Raw genomic sequence first — 17,136 nt, 5'->3', positions numbered from 1 at the left:
GAAAGGAATATCTATGTCAGCATTAAGAGCATCTTTATTAAAAGCAATCGAAGAGTTAAAGGGTGAAGTCGTAACGATGGCAGACCTTGTATTAAATAATATTAATGAGTCCTTTTTAGCTTTTAAAACAAATAATTTGACAAAAGCTGAAAGTTTAATGAAAGCAGATGATCAAGTTGATCAACTTGAAGAAGATATTTCAAAAGCTGCTTTAAGAGTCATTTGGAAGGAACAACCTTACGCTCAAGACCTAAGAGTTGTTACTGGTATATTAAAGTTAGTTACAGACCTTGAGCGTATTGGGGATCATGCAACTGATATTGCAGAACAAACGATACACATCGGAGACTTAAAAAACCAAAGGCTTTTACCTAAGACAACGATTATGAGTGAAGCTGCTTATCAAATGGTGTTAAATGCGATTAATGCCTTTGTCAAACAAGATATACAGTTAGCAAGACAAGTCATTGAAGATGATGATATTGTGGATGCTCAGTTCAATGATGTTATGGCATCTGTTACAGAACAAATTAAAAATGACTCTATTGATTCACAATATGCAGTATCTGTGATTATGGTTGCTAAATATATGGAACGTGTTGCTGATCACGCTGTAAATCTTGCAGAGTGGACCATATTTATGATTACAGGGGAACACAAGAAAACGCCATTGTTTTAAGAAAGGGCTTGTAAGCTTATGTTAATTTATTTTTTAGAAGATGATGTACAAATATCGTATATCATTCAAAAAACAATTATAAATGCAGGGTATGAACAACAAGGCTTTATGAAAGGTAAAGACTTTTTAGAAGCCGTTAGAAAAAAAGCACCAGACTTAGTACTGTTAGATGTACTTCTACCAGATATGTCTGGTTTAGAAGTACTAGCAAAACTAAGAGAGTTTTATAAAGAACTACCCGTTATTATGTTATCTGCACTAGATACTGAAATGGATAAAGTCAAAGCACTTGATTTAGGTGCTGATGACTATATGTCAAAACCGTTTGGTATTTTAGAGTTAACCGCTAGAATGAATGCCCACTTAAGAAAATCAGGTGCGCGTAGTGTCATTACTAAAGGTAATGTCACCATTGATAAAGAAAAATATAAATGTTTTGTAGGTAACAATGAGATTGCTCTTACAACCAAAGAGTTTGACGTACTTTACCTCATCCTGAAAAATGACGGTAAAGTTGTAACAAAAGAAACACTCTTTAATGAAATTTGGCAAATGGATGTTTCAATAGAAACAAGAACCTTAGATATGCATATTAAATCATTAAGAGATAAATTAAAAGGTGCAGATATAGAAATTAAAACGATACGTGGTGTCGGTTATAGTCTATAAAAAGGATAAGTACTATGGATTTAAATAAGAAAATATTTATACGATTAGGTATCTATGTAGGTATTTTATTAACCTTGTTTTTTATTGTAAATCAAATACTTCATCCGGAAATGTCTAACATATTTATATATTTAATATTTCTAGCAACCGGAGAAATATTAGTCATTGCTTTATATTTTGAATATAAAGCTTATTTTTCTAGATATGATATTAATAAACAAGCAGTGGATAGAGACTTTTTGGTTAAAGAACTAGATAGATTAAACCACGAATTAAAAGCTAAAGAAGATCAAATGCTATTTATGTCTAGTTTTGCTGGTCAAGGAATTATTTTAATTAACCACTTAAAAGAGATCATTTATGCCAATGACACTGCAGTAAACCTACTACATATAGTAGAGACTAAGGATAAGTTATTTATGAACCGTATTCGTCATACGGTCATTAAAGAACAAATCCTAAAAACATTTGAATCCAAAGCTCATGAGAAACAAAACTATAAAATAGGACACAAAAACTTAAATGTGAATACGATCTCAACTGAACAAAGTAAAGAAAACTTTGTCTTAGTCATTATTGAAGACTTAACTGATCAAGTTCAACTTCAAAATGTTAAAAAAGATTTCTTTAGTTATGCAGGACATGAACTTAAAACACCGATTACGGTGTTACGTGGTTATGCTGAATTAATTCAGCATGAAATCATTACAGGTAGTGAAGCTAAAGAAGTTTCAACTAAAATGGTGGAGTTAGCTGACTACATGAAGGGCTTTGTTGATGATATGCTTATGTTAAGCCGTTTAGAAACGTTTGTTGATGGACCCATTGAAACCATTGATTTAAAGAAGATGTTGTTAGATACACTTGATTACTATCATAGATCCATTCAAGAAAAATCGATTAAAGTAGAACTTAATGTCGACGACATCTCATTTGAAGGCGATAAAATAGATATTACAAAATTATTTAAAAACATGATAGAAAACGCCATTAAATATAATAAGGAACAGGGTACGATTAAAATCGATTTAAAAAGAAATCTAAATCAAATAGTCTTTGTTATTGAAGACACTGGATTAGGTATTCCTTTTAAGGATCAAGACAGAGTATTTGAAAGATTTTACCGTGTGAACGAAGTGAGAAAAGAACCTGGTACTGGACTAGGACTTGCAATAGTAAAACACATCGTTAATAAATATCATGGACACATTAGTGTTGAATCGGTTGAAAATGAATTTACAAAATTTACAATTGTAATATAATATAGATAGATTCATTTATACAAGGGGGTATATAAAAATGAATAGAAGTGCAATCAAAACGGAGGCTAAAGAAGCATTAGTTGGAAAAAGATTAATGTTTTTAGTAGCCATTATTGTAGTAGGTGTATTAAGCGGGATACCAGGTATTGGGTTCATTGTAGGACCTATCTTAACTGCTGGATTATTTGTTATTGGTAAGGAAGTACTTGCTAAAAAAGAAGTAAGACTAGATCCTTTATTTACATATTTTAAAGATATTGAACATGGACTTAAAATATTTGTTGTTGTATTAATAGTAAGTCTTGCAGTTGCTATAGGCATGCTCTTATTTATCATTCCAGGTATTTATGTAGCACTTAAATATGGGCAAGCTATCTTTATTATGAGTGAACATAAGGATATGGATATATTTGATGCAATTAAAGAAAGTGGGAAACTAACAGAAGGTTATAAGATGGATTTATTCATTTTTGCACTTTCATTTATCGGTCACATCCTATTAGGTATGATTACATTTGGTATTTATTTAGTTTATGCAATGCCTTATATCATGTTATCTATGCATAACTACTATATACACCTAAAAGCAATAAAAGCGGATAGTACAACCATCATAGATGCTTAATTAATATTATAGAATTACCTTAAAACCTTCATAAAATGAAGGTTTTTTTAATACATTAATGTTATAATTAAAACTAATAAGTATAAGGGGAAATTATATGAAAATTGAAGAGATAGCAGTAAAACTTACTGCAAAGTTTGAGCGCGGCGCATACCGTGGTGAAGTTAATGGATATGAGTTTCAAATATGTTCTATAAATGCAGGATTTGGTATAAAGCAATATTATATGGCATTTATATTAGATAGATCACTAGAAGCATCAGAAATGAAGGCGATTAGACAAGAAGTAGGTGCCACAGGGTTATTTTTTACTAGTGCGGTTCATCTAAATAATACTGTTTTAATATTTGTAAGAAATCCACTAAAAGGTAAAGAACGAGCAAGAAAACTAACAAGTTACTTCAAAGATAGAAGTTTTAAAATTGTTTCAAAAGATATCTATGGATCTAATGAAGAGATAACAAATCATAAAACTATTTCAATTAAAATTCAGACAGGTCTGAAGTTTAATTTGGTGGTTCCAATTAATGAGGCTATATATAAAGAAAAACATCAACAAGAGATTGCAAAAATCATTAATGAAGAAAAAGGTAATAATAATAAAGTTGGTGGTATTATCTTCGCAGTTATTGGAGCAATCTTAGGATCGATACCTTCATTAATTGCATACGAACTAGGGTTTATGAGTTGGTGGCTATATATCATTGTGCCATTTGCATCATTTTATTCATATAAAAATGCAAAGGGTCCACTGCACAGGCTTGTACCACTCATCATTGGTGTGATTACAGTTGTTGTAAGTTTGAGTATGTTTTTATACACATGGGCAAACTTAGCATTTCATAATGATATGACATTAGGTATCTTATTAAGTGATAAAGAAATATTACCACTCTTTTTATCAGATTTAGTATTCTTACTAATTGGTAACTTTGTTGGAATTTTATTTAGTGCAAAAATTATATATAATAAAACAACTGCAAGTAAGTTGAAGGATCTAGAAGAAAATCAATAAACAATTAATTACATGAGGTGATGTCAGAATGAATTTAGAAGCAAAAATCTATAACTTCTTAAAAGAAGTAGAAGATAACAAAAGTTTAAGTATGATTAGTTTTACAGTTGCAAACAAAGATGAAGTATTGTTTGATTACAAGAAAGAACCGTATCTTAAGGATGGTTTACAGTTAGTCTTTTCTATTACAAAATCATTCACATCCTTAGCAATAGGTATGTTATATGATAAAGGATTAATCAACTTAGATGAAAAAATAATTGGTTACTTTAAAGATGAACTACCAGTGAATTATGATCCTTTAATTAGTGAGATAACCATTAGACATATCCTTACCATGACAAGCGGCATAGTTAAAGAAAATAATATCCAGATGCTTAAAACAAGTGATTATAGAACTTATTTTTTAAGCCAGGAAGTGGCTTATAAACCAGGTACACATTATCAATATCACTCAGCAACGTCACATATGTTAAGTGCACTGTTTACTAAGATCACAGGTGCTACTGTAGAGGATTACTTAAAAGATCATCTATTTGAACCACTAAATATTACAAATTACCACTGGTCAAAAGCCCCGGAAGGTATTAATTTTGGTGGGTATGGTTTAAGTTTGAATAATGATGCATTAGTTAAGCTTGGCCAACTCTTACTAAATCACGGAAATTATAAAGGAAAACAACTTATTTCAAAAGCCTATCTTGATATGGCAACCTCACCTCAGGCTATAAAACAAGACTATGTGGGTAACCCGAATGCTAAAGCAATCGGTTACCAATATGGTTTTCAATTCCATGTATCACCTAACTTAAGTTATAGAGCAGATGGAGCATTTGGTCAAATCGTCGTAATCTTTAATGATTTAGCCTTTATTTCAACTGCGCAGTTTACAGATTATGAGTTCTTATATGCTACTATATATAAACATTTTACAAGTGAGTCGATACCTACAATTGAAAAGGGTAAGTTAGAAGGGTTTGTTTCAAGCTTAACTTTTAAAGAAGCACCTAAAGAAAATCACTTTAATTTACATAAAATATTTCATCTAAAAGAAAACATATTAAATATTGATACGTTAGAGTTTAGTCATGACTATCTTTTACTACATTTTAATAATGGCCTAACAGATAAACTTGAGTATAATTTTGATCAAAGTTCTTATGGCATGAGTCACTATGCCAAAGATTTAAAAGTAGTTAATCAAAAACATTGGGTCATACCAAATTATGAAGATAACGAATTAACTCTAAAAATCTTATACATTGAAACGCCATTTTTCGCAGAGTATAAGTTTAAATTTGAAGATGAAGCACTTACGTTTTCATTCGTACCAAGTGCTAACTTCTTGTTTAATGGCTTTACAGTAACAAGTAAATAGTATTTTAAAATAACTGTAAAAAGTTGATGTATTTACATTCATTTTATTACATTATTTGAAGCACAAAAACACCTTCGATGCAAGGTGTTTTTTTATGAAAATGACCGTAAGCATTTACATAATTGTTAGAGTTGCAAATGACTTTACCTTTGTATAAAATGTATATACTCAAACATCCGGGTATATGAAATCGATTAAGTTTTAAGTTTTATTTTCTTAATGGATAGCTATGCCCGAGTGTTGATTAGTAACTCTAAACAATATGTGAAAAGGGGTATAAAACCATGCTAGAGAAGATAAAAAAAAGAGATGGAAGAATCGTAAGATTTAATCCAGAAAAGATTAACGATGCCGTTACTAAGGCATTTATAGCACTAGGAAAGGATCCAAAACTTGCAGATGAGGTCACAACAGGTGTACTAAATAAGGTAGATAGTAAGTTCAAAAAGCAAATTCCAACTGTTGAAGATATACAAGATGAAGTAGAACGTACTCTCATAGAATTAAACTATGCAGATGTTGCTAAATCTTATATTATTTACCGTGAAGATAGAAATAAAGTAAGAGATAGAAATACTCGTCTTATGCATACTTATCATGACATTGCATTTTCAAAATCAACAGATTCTGATTTGAAAAGAGAAAATGCAAACGTCAACGGAGACACCCCAATGGGTGCGATGTTAAAGTATGGTAGTGAAGGTGCAAAAGAGTTTAACAGAATGTTTGTTTTAAACCCTAGACACTCTAGAGCACATGATGAAGGTATTATTCATATCCATGACTTAGACTTCTTAACCTTAACACTTACTTGTTGTCAAATTGACCTAACTAAACTATTTACAAACGGATTCCAAACTGGGCATGGTAGTTTAAGAGAACCACAAGATATCAAAACATATGCAGCACTTGCGTGTATTGCGATTCAGTCAAATCAAAATGATCAACACGGTGGACAATCTGTACCTAAATTTGATTATGATATGGCAACCGGTGTTAAAAAGACTTATGTTAGACACTTTAGAAACAACCTAGCTAAAGCACTTGATATCTTCCAAATTGATTTAGATGCTAAAACCATTCTAAATGATATTTTAAGTAAGACAGGTATTGAACCAAGACTTCTAAATGATGAAATTAACCCGCATTTACTCGAAGTACTAGGTAATAATGATATCGCTCATAAAGTCGTTTTATTTACGACTAAAGAGGCTTTAAAAGAAACAACAAGAGATACTGAACAAGCAATGGAGAGTTTAGTACATAACTTAAACACCATGCACTCACGTGCAGGTGCTCAAGTACCATTCTCATCCATTAACTATGGAACAGATACATCTCATGAAGGTAGATTAGTCGTTTCATCTATCTTAGATGCAACTACTAGAGGACTAGGTAGTGGTGAAACACCAATATTTCCTATTCAAATATTTAAGTTAAAAGAAGGTGTTAACTTAAATCAAGGAGATCCTAACTACGACTTATTCCAAAAAGCAATGGCAACATCTGCTAAAAGATTATTCCCTAACTTCTCGTTCTTGGATGCACCTTTTAATAAAGCATTTTATAAAGAAGGTAATCCAGATACAGAAATAGCTTATATGGGATGTCGTACACGTGTCATGTCAAATATACATGATTCTAACAAAGAAATTGTAACTGGGCGTGGTAATTTAAGTTTTACATCGATTAACTTACCTAGACTAGCGCTAACTTCTAAATCAGAGGCACAGTTTTTTAATCAATTAGATGAAACTATTGATTTAGTCACTGAGCAACTCTTAGAACGTTTTGATATCCAAAAGAAACTTTATGTATATAACTTCCCATTCTTAATGGGACAAGGAGTATGGATAGATTCTGATAAATTAGGACGCAATGATACCATCGAAGAAGTGATTAAACATGGCTCGTTAGCTATTGGATTTATTGGACTTGCAGAAACTTTAAAAGCATTAACGGGTAAACACCACGGAGAAGATGCTAAATCACAAGCCTTAGGTTTAAAAATCATAGGACACATGAGAGATAGAATTGATGCCAAAGCGCGTCAATATAAATTAAACTTCTCTTTAATCGCAACTCCAGCTGAAGGATTATCCGGACGCTTTGTACAAATGGATAAGAAGCGCTTTGGTATCTTAGAAGGTATTACTGATCATGAGTTTTATACCAACTCATTCCATATACCCGTATATTATCCAACTGAGGCTTTCCATAAGATAGATATTGAAGCACCATATCATGCACTTACAAATGGTGGACATATATCTTATATTGAACTTGATGGAGATCCTGCTAAAAACATTCCAGCTTTTGAAGCCATTATTAAATATATGGCTAAAAAAGGTATTGGATATGGTTCGATTAACCACCCAGTAGATTTTGATCCCGTATGTAAATACGTTGGTATTATTAATGAAGAATGTCCGAAATGTGGACGAAAAGAAACACCAGATGCACCATTTGATAGAATCAGAAGAATTACAGGTTATTTAGTGGGTACATTAGACCGCTTTAATAACGCTAAGAAAAAGGAAGTAGAAGAACGTGTCAAACACTTCCACTCTTAAGTTACGCGTAAATGACTTCATTAGTGATTCTATTGTGGATGGATTTGGTTTAAGATTTGTTGTATTTACCCAAGGCTGCAATTTAAGATGTCCTGGTTGCCATAATCCATCAACACATGCACTTGATGAAGGTAAACTCATTGAGCTCACTGAGATTAGGAAAAAATGGAAGAGAAATCCACTACTACATGGCATAACCATTAGTGGTGGAGAGCCCTTCTTACAACCAGAGCCTGTATTAGAATTAATCAAAATGGCACATGAAGATGGTTTAGATGTCAATATCTATAGTGGTAACACCTATGAGACACTAAAGAAGAAGGATTGTCCATTCATTCATGAAATTCTAAAAGAGGCAGATATTTTAATTGATGGTCCGTTTATACAGCAACTCAAAAATTTAAATCTATTGTGGCGTGGTAGTTCAAATCAACGCATTATAGATTTAAAGAAAACAAATCTGACTCAGGAGCTTGTAATTATTCCTGATTCATAAGACAGGAGGATTGCTAATGACCATCATATTTGATAGTCTAACAGGGCAAACAAAAAGGTTTGCCACTAGTCTTGGCTTTGATGCCATTCATATAAAACTTTATGAAGGTGAGCCAAAAGATAATTTATTTTTGGTGACCAGAAGTATTAATTTTGGTCAAATTCCTGAAACTACAAAAAACTTTTTAGATTCTTATAAAGATCATGTAGTTGGGGTTGCCGTCTCAGGTAATAAAAACTGGGGTGAAAACTATGGGAAAGCTGGAGATAAGATCGAGGCTCAGTATAAAATTCCACTTATATTAAAATTTGAAGGTTCTGGATTTAAATCAGATAAAGAGACAGTTAAAAACTGGCTACTAAGACAACAAGAAGGAAAAAGGAGTAAGTGAATGGATCAAAAAAGAGATGTAATCCCTGAGTGGGTTGTATTAAATAATCAAATCACCGATGAAAATGGTGAGATTAAAGATATCAGTAAAGATAAGGCAGCTGCTAAAAGCTACTTTCTAAATGAGGTGAATAAACGTACCCAGTTTTTTCACTCATTAGAAGAAAAGTTAGAGTTCTTAGTCGAAAATGACTATTATGAAAAAGAGTTTTTAGCAAAATATACGATGGAACAAATTCAAACTATCTATGACATCGCATATGCAGCTAAATTTAGATTCCCTACCTATATGGGTGCATTTAAGTTCTATAATGACTATGCCTTAAAAGATCGTACGGGTAAAAACTATCTAGAACGTTATGAAGATAGATTAGCAGTGAATGCACTATATCACGCGAATGGTGATTTTGATAAAGCAAGAAACTTAATTAGATTATTAATTAGTCAAGACTTTACACCAGCAACACCAACACTACTTAATACTGGTAAATCTAAACGCGGTGAGTTTGTATCTTGTTTCTTACTTGAAGCAGGGGACTCTTTAAATGATATTTCAAGAATATCTGAGTTTAGTATGCAGTTATCTAAAGTCGGTGGTGGTGTAAGTATTAACCTGACAAACCTACGCGCTAAAGGTGAAGCTATTAAAGGTATTCCTAACGTTTCTAAAGGTGTTGTAGGGGTTGTAAAACTACTAGATAACAACTTTAGATACGCGGACCAAATGGGCCAAAGAACTGGTGCTGGTGCAGTGTACTTAAACGTATTTCATGCTGACATTGAAGATTTCTTAGCAACTAAGAAATTAAATGCAGATGATGATATTCGTGCTAAGACATTATCAATGGGTGTCGTTATTCCTGATAAATTTATGGAACTAGCAAGAGATAACAAAGATATGTGGTTATTCTACCCACATACCGTATTTGAACAATACGGTAAAGACTTTGCTGATATCTCTATTGATATGGATCACTGGTATGATATTTTAGCAGATAATCCATTGGTTAGAAAACGTAAAGTTAACCCTAGAAAAATATTAGATATGATTGCTCAACTACAAGGTGAGTCGGGTTACCCTTATATTATGTTTTCAGATAACGTTAACAAGGCAAATCCACTAGATATGCCTGTGAAGTTCTCAAACCTATGTACAGAAATCTTGCAACCAACGATTACTTCACACTATGGTGATTATGGTGCAAATAACGATGAAATAGGTATGGATATTTCGTGTAACCTAGCAAGTGGTCATATGGGTAACATGATGAAACACAATACCATTAAAGAAACTGTATTTGGTGCAATGGACGTGATGAACTCTGTTTCAAATCAAACAGATATCAAACACGTACCAGCTGTTGCTAAAGCTAACAGATTAAATAGATCTGTTGGATTTGGTATTATGGGTCATCACGGCTATATTGCTGAAAACTATATTATGTATGGTAGTGATGAGAATATTGATTTAATCGATGTATTCTTTAATATTGTAAACTATTATTCTTTAGTACACTCTATGGAAAAAGCTAAAGAAACTGGTGAAAAGTTCCACCGTTTTGAAAAGTCTAAATATGCAGATGGTTCTTACTTTGATGGACGTGGTCAAATACTACCTAAAACAGACAAAGTCAAGGAACTATTTAAAAACGTTTATATACCAACTGATGATGATTGGCTACAACTTAAAGAAGATGTCATGACACATGGTTTATATAACTCACACCGCTTAGCGGTTGCACCAAATGGTTCAATTGGGTATGTGATGAGTGCAACACCATCACTTACACCAATTAAACAATTAGTAGAAGAAAGAACTTATGGTAACTCAAAAACATACTACCCTATGCCAGCAGTAGAAAAGGCAGCATTTATGTATGAAACAGCATACCGTATGGATACATATCGTTTAATTGATGTGATTGCTACTGCACAAAAGCACGTAGACCAAGGTATTTCATTTGAACTATGTATTACATCTGATATTACAACAAGAGAACTACAAAAATATTACTTATATGCACACTACCAAGGTATCAAAACACTATACTACACACGTACTCAAAAATTAAAAATTGAAGAGTGTGAATCTTGTGCAGTCTAAGGGGGATAAGATGGATAAAAAAGCAACTAAACAATCAAAAATTAAACTAGACCCAATTAAACGCGTGAAGTACGAAGGTGCCAATTGGAATGAACCAGAAGATGATTATACACAACACTTCTACGAACAAAACCTTTCACAGTTTTGGCGTCCTGAAGACGTTTCCCTACAACCAGACTTAAACGTCTGGAGTGTACTACCGGAAAACATTCAAGATGCATATGCTAAAAACTTATTAGTACTAACATTTTTAGATACACACCAAGGTGATATTGGTATGCCTGTGGTATCAAGGTCTCTTGATGATCACTTCCACCAAAGAAAAGCTGTATTAAACTTTATGGGTGCAATGGAAAACGCGGTACACGCTAAGAGTTACTCTAATATCTTTATGACTTATATGTCTAACCAAAAGATTGATGAATTATTCCATTGGGGTGAAAAACATACAAATCTACAAAACATCATGAGTTTAATTGTTGGTTATTATAAAGAACTAGATCGTTATAACTACTTAAAGCAATTTGAATCAAATGACCCAGGATATAGTGAAACGGATTTTAACATCGCTCAGTTTAAAGCGATGGTAGCATCCGTTTACCTAGAAACATGGTTATTCTATTCAGGGTTTTATTATCCACTATTCTTTTATGGACAAGGTAAACTCATGCAAGCAGGAGAAATCATCAACCTTATTTTAAGAGATGAATCTATTCATGGTTTATATGTAGGACGCCTTGCTCAAGAAGTATTTGAAACATTTTCTAATGAGTTACAAGAACAACTTACCCAATGGGTACATGATTTCTTATTAGAACTTTATCATGAACAAAATGAGTTAGTTGAATCTATTTACGATGCTGTAGAACTATCTCATGATGTAAAAATATTTGTAAGATATAATGCTAATAAAGCACTGATGAACTTAGGTTTTGATCCATACTTTGAACCAGAGGATGTCAACCCTGTTGTCTTAAACGGTTTAAACACTGAAACAAAGACGATGGATAACTTCTCAATGAAGGGTAATGGTTATCAAAAGATGAAAAGTGAAATGTTAAAAGATTCAGACTTTGTATTTGATAGAGAAAAAATTATTACTTTTGGGGGGAAGAAATAATGAGTGTTTACTTATTAACAAAAAACGATTGTACACAATGTGCACAATTAAAGATGTTTCTAAAGTTTGGTTTAAACAACAAATATGAACCAGATATCACAATTGTGAACAAAGAAGACAACCAAGAAATGTTTGATAGACTGACAGCTGAGTATGGTATTCTTACATTACCAGCAATGATAGCAAATGGTGAGGCTCTAACGCGAACACAACCATCACCTGTACTGACATTCTTAGAAAAACACGTAGGTAAAAAATAATAAAAGTAAGTTTGGGAAATCCAAACTTACTTTTATATATAAGGTTAATTTCTTGCATAATTTTTGACATATACGTATAATATGAATAAATTTTATTTATGTTAGGGGTATTTTAGATGCATGTATTTGAAGAATATTTAAAATCAATTAAAGATGACTCAAACCGAACCATCATGAGAAATCTACTAGACTGGGTAATTGCTACCTTCCCAATGCTAGATACAAAAATAGCGTGGAATCAACCACATTTTGTTCATGAGGGTACATTTATTATTGCTTTTACACATGCTAAAGCGCATCTGTCAGTAGCCCCTGAATATAAAGCAATTGATGAGTTTAAAAAAGAAATTAAAGACAGAAAGTATTTATCCACAAACTTTATTTTTAAAATCAAATGGCATCAAATAATTGATCTTGACTTAATTAAGAGAATTATTGAGTTTAATATGAAGGATAAAGCCGGATATAAAACTTATTGGAGAAAATCAAATCTTACAACATAAATAAAAATACCAGTCATTTTGAAGTGACTGGTATTATTTTTAATTTGTTTTAACGTCGTTAAACATTAAGAGTAGTTGAGCCATAATCGTTTGATTAAAACTTGCATAAGGAATACCTTTAAAGTTTTCTGTATTTGGGTAGTAATCACTATAAGCTCTAGACCAATTGGTTAACCAAACATCATCACCTGTATAGTTTGCAATACGATCATATACATTCGCAAGCGGTGTGGAGTACCCTACAACACTAGCATTTTCATAGGCATTGTCAGGATTTAAGAAGAAGTTGATGAACTCATGAGCTAAATCTACGTGTCTTGATTTTTTAGGAATAACAAATGAATCTACAAAAGCCATCGTTTGGTCAGGTATGTAAATGTCATATGTTTTTTGGTCATAATCTAGACCTTCATCTAAATCCACATAAAGCATATCAAGGAAGTCTCCTGTCCAAACAAATGCTAAGTCTAAGTTGTTAGCTTGTATATCCTTTTTTAACGCATCATCAGCAAATACAGTAAACTCTGCTTGATTGAGTGCTTGTCTAGATAGTTCTAAGTGTGTTTTACTAAAACCATCTGGTGTTGTATCAGGTAGTGCGTTTGGATCTAGTCCTAAGTATAGTAAACTGGATGCATAAGCATATTGTGCAACATCATACATACCAACACGTTTTGTAGGTCTTAAATTGGGTTCGAAGTAAGCATTCCAACCATGTGTTTCTAAGGCTTCTTTTAAGCCGGGAACTCGGTTGTTATACATAAGTCCAAATGTCCCCCAAAAGTATGGTACAAAATAATTTTCACTACCTTCAGACATGGTAGCCATTAGACTTTGTAGACCATGCATATAAGGGTTATTTACTGGGTCATAGTTAGAGAGTTTATCAAATTGGATTTGTTGAATCAAATCTTCTTTGATTAATTTTTCTACCATGTAATCTCCTGGTAGTACTAAGTCATATGCTGTTGTACCAGATTTGATTTTAGAATAGAATAGTTCGTTACTATCTGCAATTGAGATGGATACTTCAACACCATATGTCTCTTCAAATAATAAGACAAGATCATCGTTGATATATTCACCCCAGTTAAGGATTAATAATTTATTGTTTATCGTACAACCATTTAGAATAAAAATGGTAAGTACTGATGCAAGTAATATATATAACTTTTTCATTTTATTTTACCTTTTTTATCTTTTTTAATAAACACTTGATAGAGTGTAAGACTTAATAAAGTCATTAATGTAAGCAATGTAGAAAAGGCATATACAGAAGGTGTTAAGCTCTTACGTCCGATACTACCGTAAATCCAAATAGATAGGTTATCAAAGCCATTGCCGGTTGTATAGTAACTAATAACAAAGTCATCAATACTCATAGTAAGAGCAAGTAACATACCTGAAAATATTCCGGCACTAATTGCTGGTACGATCACTTTAATTAATGCTTTGTAAGGTTTAATCCCTAAATCTAGTGCAGCATCCATAAGGTTAGTATCCATTTCTTTTAGCTTTGGTAAGATACTTAATACGACATAAGGAATCGTGAAGAATAAATGGGCCATGATGAGTGTTACTGGACCAAAAATATAAGGAAATAGTGGTAATAATAGTGAGAAGATAAGCATCAGTGATATACCTGTAACAATATCCGCATTTAATATTGGAATGTTATTTAATAACATAACACGTTGACGTATTTGTTTAGGTAGTGCATAAATACCTACTGCCATAAAGGTTGCAATCACTGTTGCAAGCAGTGTGGATATCACACTGGTTAATAAGGTATTAATAATTGCATTCTTTAAACTTCTTACATCAAACATATTTGTATACCAGTCTAATGTGAAGTGACCAAATTCATTGATGTTTGGGCTACTGTTTACAGATTGAAGTAGTAACATTAAAATGGGTATATATAAAGATACAACAATCACTACAACAAATACTTTTCTTAAAACTGTAAAAAACTTTTTAGTTTTCTTATAATCCTTGTATCCGTAGGATTCAAGGGTTGCTTTTGGATAGTGCGTCATAGAAGCATCTCTCCTTCCTTATCAACCTTAGCTACGACAAAGATACCTAAGAAGATAATGAGTAAGACCATAATAGATAATAGGGAACCTAAGTTGTAGTCCATATATCTAAAGGATTGTTCAATAATGTTACCAATTAATAAGATATTACCAGAACCTAATATTTCTGGAATAGCAAAGCCACTCATTGCAGGTAAGAATACTAGAATAGAACCAGTAGCAACACCTTTTAATGAAAGTGGAAGTACAACTTTCATAAACTTTTGTAGGTCAGTAAGACCTAAGTCTAGTGCAGCTTCTTCTAAACTATAATCAATTTTTTCTAAAGCTGTGTAAATTGGTAAGATCATAAATGGTAGATAAGTTAAGACTAAACCAATCACGACAGCTAAGCCACTACCTTTGATCACTGGAAAACTTACATTAGTATTTAATAGTTTAGATAAGATATCTGTAATCAAGTTGTTTTCATTCATTAAGTTACCAAGAGATTCTGTTCTAAGTAGAAGGTTAGACCACATTGGTAAGATAAAGATTGCAAGTACTAAGAACTTGTTTTTAAACTTAGATCTAAATACAGTATATGCAACTAAATAACCTAATAGTAGAGAAATAACTGTTGTAAGTATTGCATAATAGATTGAGTTAAAGAATGCAGTAGTAATAGATCTTTCAAAGAATGCTTGGTAAAAGGATGAATTAAATGTTAGACCATCTAAACTTAAACCTTGAGTTGTTGTAACAGATAAAAATAACATCACAACAATCGGGATAAGTGCTAATATAAATAACCATACAATATATGGTGTGGATAGTCGACTAAATGGTTTCTTCATTATTTGATACCGGCATTAAGTGGATTTCATAAGGATCTATTTTTAATCCAATGGTATCACCTGCTTGATATGTCTCGTAGGTGTTTACCATTAACTTATAATCTCCTACCATAACGTCTAATTCATTATGCACACCTTTAAAGATAGAAGATACAACAGTACCTGTAAGTTTAGCTTGATCTAAACTTACAACGTCAAAGTCTTCAGGTCTAATGACGACATCAACTTTTTCGTTATCTTTAAATGGATAAGGTCCACACTCAAAATCTACACCTAAGAATGTAACTGTTTTATTTGACTTATATACACCATCAATGATGTTTGATTCACCAATAAAAGTAGCTACATAGCGATTTACCGGCTCATTATAAATTTGTTTAGGGGTGTCAAGTTGTTGGATGACGCCATCTTTCATGACAACAATTCTATCGCTCATTGTCATAGCTTCTTCTTGGTCATGGGTTACAAAGATAAAGGTAATACCTAATTTTCTTTGCATCTCTTTAAGTTCATATTGCATGTTTTGACGTAGTTTTAAGTCAAGTGCTGCAAGTGGTTCATCAAGTAGAAGAATTTGAGGTTTGTTGACAAGTGCTCTAGCAAGTGCAACACGTTGTTGTTGTCCACCACTCATTTGAGTGATTTTTCTATTTTCAAAGCCGCCTAACTTAACTAAAGCTAGAGCTTCTTTGACTGCTTTTTCGATGCCTGTTTGAATCAAGTTTGATTGTTCTTTTTTTGACAAGGATGAATCGATGTTAAAGAACTTCAACAAATATTTTGTGTTCCTATTTTTTAATCCAAAAGCAACGTTATCAAACACATTTAAATGTGGAAACAATGCATATTTTTGGAATACAGTATTTATTGGTCTGGCATAAGGTGGTAAATCATTAAATATTTTACCATTTATTATTATATGCCCCTTATCAGGTTTTTCAAATCCGCCAATCATACGAAGTGTTGTTGTTTTACCACAGCCAGATGGGCCAAGTAGTGTAACAAACTCATTTTCATATATTTTAAGACTTAAGTCATTAACGATGAGATCGTCTTCAAATTTCTTTTCAACGTGTGATAACTCTATGAGCACGTTATGATTCAAATCAGGAGTCCTCCATTTTTTATTTTTAATATTTGATTCGATTAATTATTATATATCTTTTTTTAGAAATGTATACACATAT

17 protein-coding genes are annotated in these 17,136 nt (G+C 32.3%); 13 read left to right on the top strand and 4 right to left on the bottom strand.

What is annotated here, in order from left to right; all coding sequences use genetic code 11:
* Positions 1-13 precede the first annotated feature (13 nt).
* The 13 genes from phoU (at position 14) to ACL_RS06370 (ending at position 13,074) form a co-directional block, all read left to right on the top strand.
* Complete coding sequence (gene phoU, locus ACL_RS06430; RefSeq protein WP_012243225.1) at positions 14-679, top strand: phosphate signaling complex protein PhoU; 666 nt, start codon at positions 14-16, stop codon at positions 677-679.
* A gap of 18 nt (positions 680-697) precedes the next feature.
* On the top strand, positions 698-1,348 hold the full coding sequence (locus ACL_RS06425) for a response regulator transcription factor (RefSeq protein ID WP_012243224.1): 651 nt from the start codon (positions 698-700) through the stop codon (positions 1,346-1,348).
* A 14-nt stretch (positions 1,349-1,362) separates the two neighbouring features.
* On the top strand, positions 1,363-2,610 hold the full coding sequence (locus ACL_RS06420) for a sensor histidine kinase (RefSeq protein WP_012243223.1): 1,248 nt from the start codon (positions 1,363-1,365) through the stop codon (positions 2,608-2,610).
* A gap of 37 nt (positions 2,611-2,647) precedes the next feature.
* Positions 2,648-3,235: a DUF975 family protein gene (locus ACL_RS06415; protein ID WP_012243222.1), complete on the top strand. Its 588-nt coding sequence runs from the start codon at positions 2,648-2,650 to the stop codon at positions 3,233-3,235.
* A 97-nt stretch (positions 3,236-3,332) separates the two neighbouring features.
* The gene (locus ACL_RS06410; RefSeq protein ID WP_012243221.1) at positions 3,333-4,250 is read left to right on the top strand and encodes a hypothetical protein; all 918 of its coding nucleotides are present in this window, start codon (positions 3,333-3,335) and stop codon (positions 4,248-4,250) included.
* Between the two features lie 28 nt (positions 4,251-4,278).
* On the top strand, positions 4,279-5,628 hold the full coding sequence (locus tag ACL_RS06405) for a serine hydrolase domain-containing protein (RefSeq protein WP_012243220.1): 1,350 nt from the start codon (positions 4,279-4,281) through the stop codon (positions 5,626-5,628).
* Between the two features lie 284 nt (positions 5,629-5,912).
* Positions 5,913-8,201, top strand: coding sequence for an anaerobic ribonucleoside triphosphate reductase (locus tag ACL_RS06400; protein ID WP_012243219.1), 2,289 nt, complete (start codon positions 5,913-5,915; stop codon positions 8,199-8,201).
* On the top strand, positions 8,179-8,697 hold the full coding sequence (gene nrdG / locus ACL_RS06395; protein WP_012243218.1) for an anaerobic ribonucleoside-triphosphate reductase activating protein: 519 nt from the start codon (positions 8,179-8,181) through the stop codon (positions 8,695-8,697). The genes ACL_RS06400 and nrdG overlap by 23 nt, the downstream gene beginning before the upstream one ends.
* 16 nt (positions 8,698-8,713) lie before the next feature.
* A complete protein-coding gene (gene nrdI / locus ACL_RS07540; protein ID WP_012243217.1) occupies positions 8,714-9,088 on the top strand; it encodes a class Ib ribonucleoside-diphosphate reductase assembly flavoprotein NrdI in 375 nt (124 codons plus the stop codon).
* The gene (gene nrdE / locus ACL_RS06385; RefSeq protein ID WP_012243216.1) at positions 9,089-11,191 is read left to right on the top strand and encodes a class 1b ribonucleoside-diphosphate reductase subunit alpha; all 2,103 of its coding nucleotides are present in this window, start codon (positions 9,089-9,091) and stop codon (positions 11,189-11,191) included.
* A 10-nt stretch (positions 11,192-11,201) separates the two neighbouring features.
* A complete protein-coding gene (gene nrdF, locus ACL_RS06380; protein ID WP_012243215.1) occupies positions 11,202-12,311 on the top strand; it encodes a class 1b ribonucleoside-diphosphate reductase subunit beta in 1,110 nt (369 codons plus the stop codon).
* Complete coding sequence (locus ACL_RS06375) at positions 12,311-12,571, top strand: glutaredoxin family protein (RefSeq protein WP_012243214.1); 261 nt, start codon at positions 12,311-12,313, stop codon at positions 12,569-12,571. Before nrdF ends, ACL_RS06375 begins: the two co-directional genes overlap by 1 nt.
* A 116-nt stretch (positions 12,572-12,687) precedes the next feature.
* Entirely contained in the window at positions 12,688-13,074 is a 387-nt protein-coding gene (locus ACL_RS06370) for an iron chaperone (protein ID WP_012243213.1), read from the top strand.
* 39 nt (positions 13,075-13,113) lie between these two features.
* Here the strand turns inward: ACL_RS06370 and ACL_RS06365 are convergent, their stop codons facing one another.
* The 4 genes from ACL_RS06365 to ACL_RS06350 are packed head-to-tail and all read right to left on the bottom strand — an operon-like array spanning position 13,114 to position 17,054.
* The gene (locus ACL_RS06365) at positions 13,114-14,253 is read right to left on the bottom strand and encodes an ABC transporter substrate-binding protein (RefSeq protein WP_012243212.1); all 1,140 of its coding nucleotides are present in this window, start codon (positions 14,251-14,253) and stop codon (positions 13,114-13,116) included.
* Positions 14,250-15,113, bottom strand: a complete 864-nt coding sequence (locus tag ACL_RS06360) for an ABC transporter permease (RefSeq protein WP_012243211.1) — start codon at positions 15,111-15,113, stop codon at positions 14,250-14,252. Before ACL_RS06360 ends, ACL_RS06365 begins: the two co-directional genes overlap by 4 nt.
* Positions 15,110-15,949 (bottom strand): ABC transporter permease, encoded by an 840-nt coding sequence (locus tag ACL_RS06355; protein ID WP_012243210.1) that lies wholly within the window; start codon positions 15,947-15,949, stop codon positions 15,110-15,112. The genes ACL_RS06360 and ACL_RS06355 overlap by 4 nt, the downstream gene beginning before the upstream one ends.
* On the bottom strand, positions 15,933-17,054 hold the full coding sequence (locus tag ACL_RS06350; RefSeq protein ID WP_041634363.1) for an ABC transporter ATP-binding protein: 1,122 nt from the start codon (positions 17,052-17,054) through the stop codon (positions 15,933-15,935). The genes ACL_RS06355 and ACL_RS06350 overlap by 17 nt, the downstream gene beginning before the upstream one ends.
* Between the last annotated feature and the right edge of the window lie 82 nt (positions 17,055-17,136).

Source organism: Acholeplasma laidlawii PG-8A, assembly GCF_000018785.1.
GTDB lineage: Bacteria > Bacillota_I > Bacilli_A > Acholeplasmatales > Acholeplasmataceae > Acholeplasma > Acholeplasma laidlawii.
Note: the sequence above shows the minus strand (reverse complement) of the source record. Positions and strands in the feature narration are given on the sequence as shown.

Bases quoted from the DNA above. Each gene is read 5' to 3' on its own strand.
- phoU (WP_012243225.1), top strand. From the start codon at position 14: ATGTCAGCATTAAGAGCATCTTTATTAAAAGCAATCGAAGAGTTAAAG.
- ACL_RS06425 (WP_012243224.1), top strand. From the start codon at position 698: ATGTTAATTTATTTTTTAGAAGATGATGTACAAATATCGTATATCATT.
- ACL_RS06420 (WP_012243223.1), top strand. From the start codon at position 1,363: ATGGATTTAAATAAGAAAATATTTATACGATTAGGTATCTATGTAGGT.
- ACL_RS06415 (WP_012243222.1), top strand. From the start codon at position 2,648: ATGAATAGAAGTGCAATCAAAACGGAGGCTAAAGAAGCATTAGTTGGA.
- ACL_RS06410 (WP_012243221.1), top strand. From the start codon at position 3,333: ATGAAAATTGAAGAGATAGCAGTAAAACTTACTGCAAAGTTTGAGCGC.
- ACL_RS06405 (WP_012243220.1), top strand. From the start codon at position 4,279: ATGAATTTAGAAGCAAAAATCTATAACTTCTTAAAAGAAGTAGAAGAT.
- ACL_RS06400 (WP_012243219.1), top strand. From the start codon at position 5,913: ATGCTAGAGAAGATAAAAAAAAGAGATGGAAGAATCGTAAGATTTAAT.
- nrdI (WP_012243217.1), top strand. From the start codon at position 8,714: ATGACCATCATATTTGATAGTCTAACAGGGCAAACAAAAAGGTTTGCC.
- nrdE (WP_012243216.1), top strand. From the start codon at position 9,089: ATGGATCAAAAAAGAGATGTAATCCCTGAGTGGGTTGTATTAAATAAT.
- nrdF (WP_012243215.1), top strand. From the start codon at position 11,202: ATGGATAAAAAAGCAACTAAACAATCAAAAATTAAACTAGACCCAATT.
- ACL_RS06375 (WP_012243214.1), top strand. From the start codon at position 12,311: ATGAGTGTTTACTTATTAACAAAAAACGATTGTACACAATGTGCACAA.
- ACL_RS06370 (WP_012243213.1), top strand. From the start codon at position 12,688: ATGCATGTATTTGAAGAATATTTAAAATCAATTAAAGATGACTCAAAC.
- ACL_RS06365 (WP_012243212.1), bottom strand. From the start codon at position 14,253: ATGAAAAAGTTATATATATTACTTGCATCAGTACTTACCATTTTTATT.
- ACL_RS06360 (WP_012243211.1), bottom strand. From the start codon at position 15,113: ATGACGCACTATCCAAAAGCAACCCTTGAATCCTACGGATACAAGGAT.
- ACL_RS06355 (WP_012243210.1), bottom strand. From the start codon at position 15,949: ATGAAGAAACCATTTAGTCGACTATCCACACCATATATTGTATGGTTA.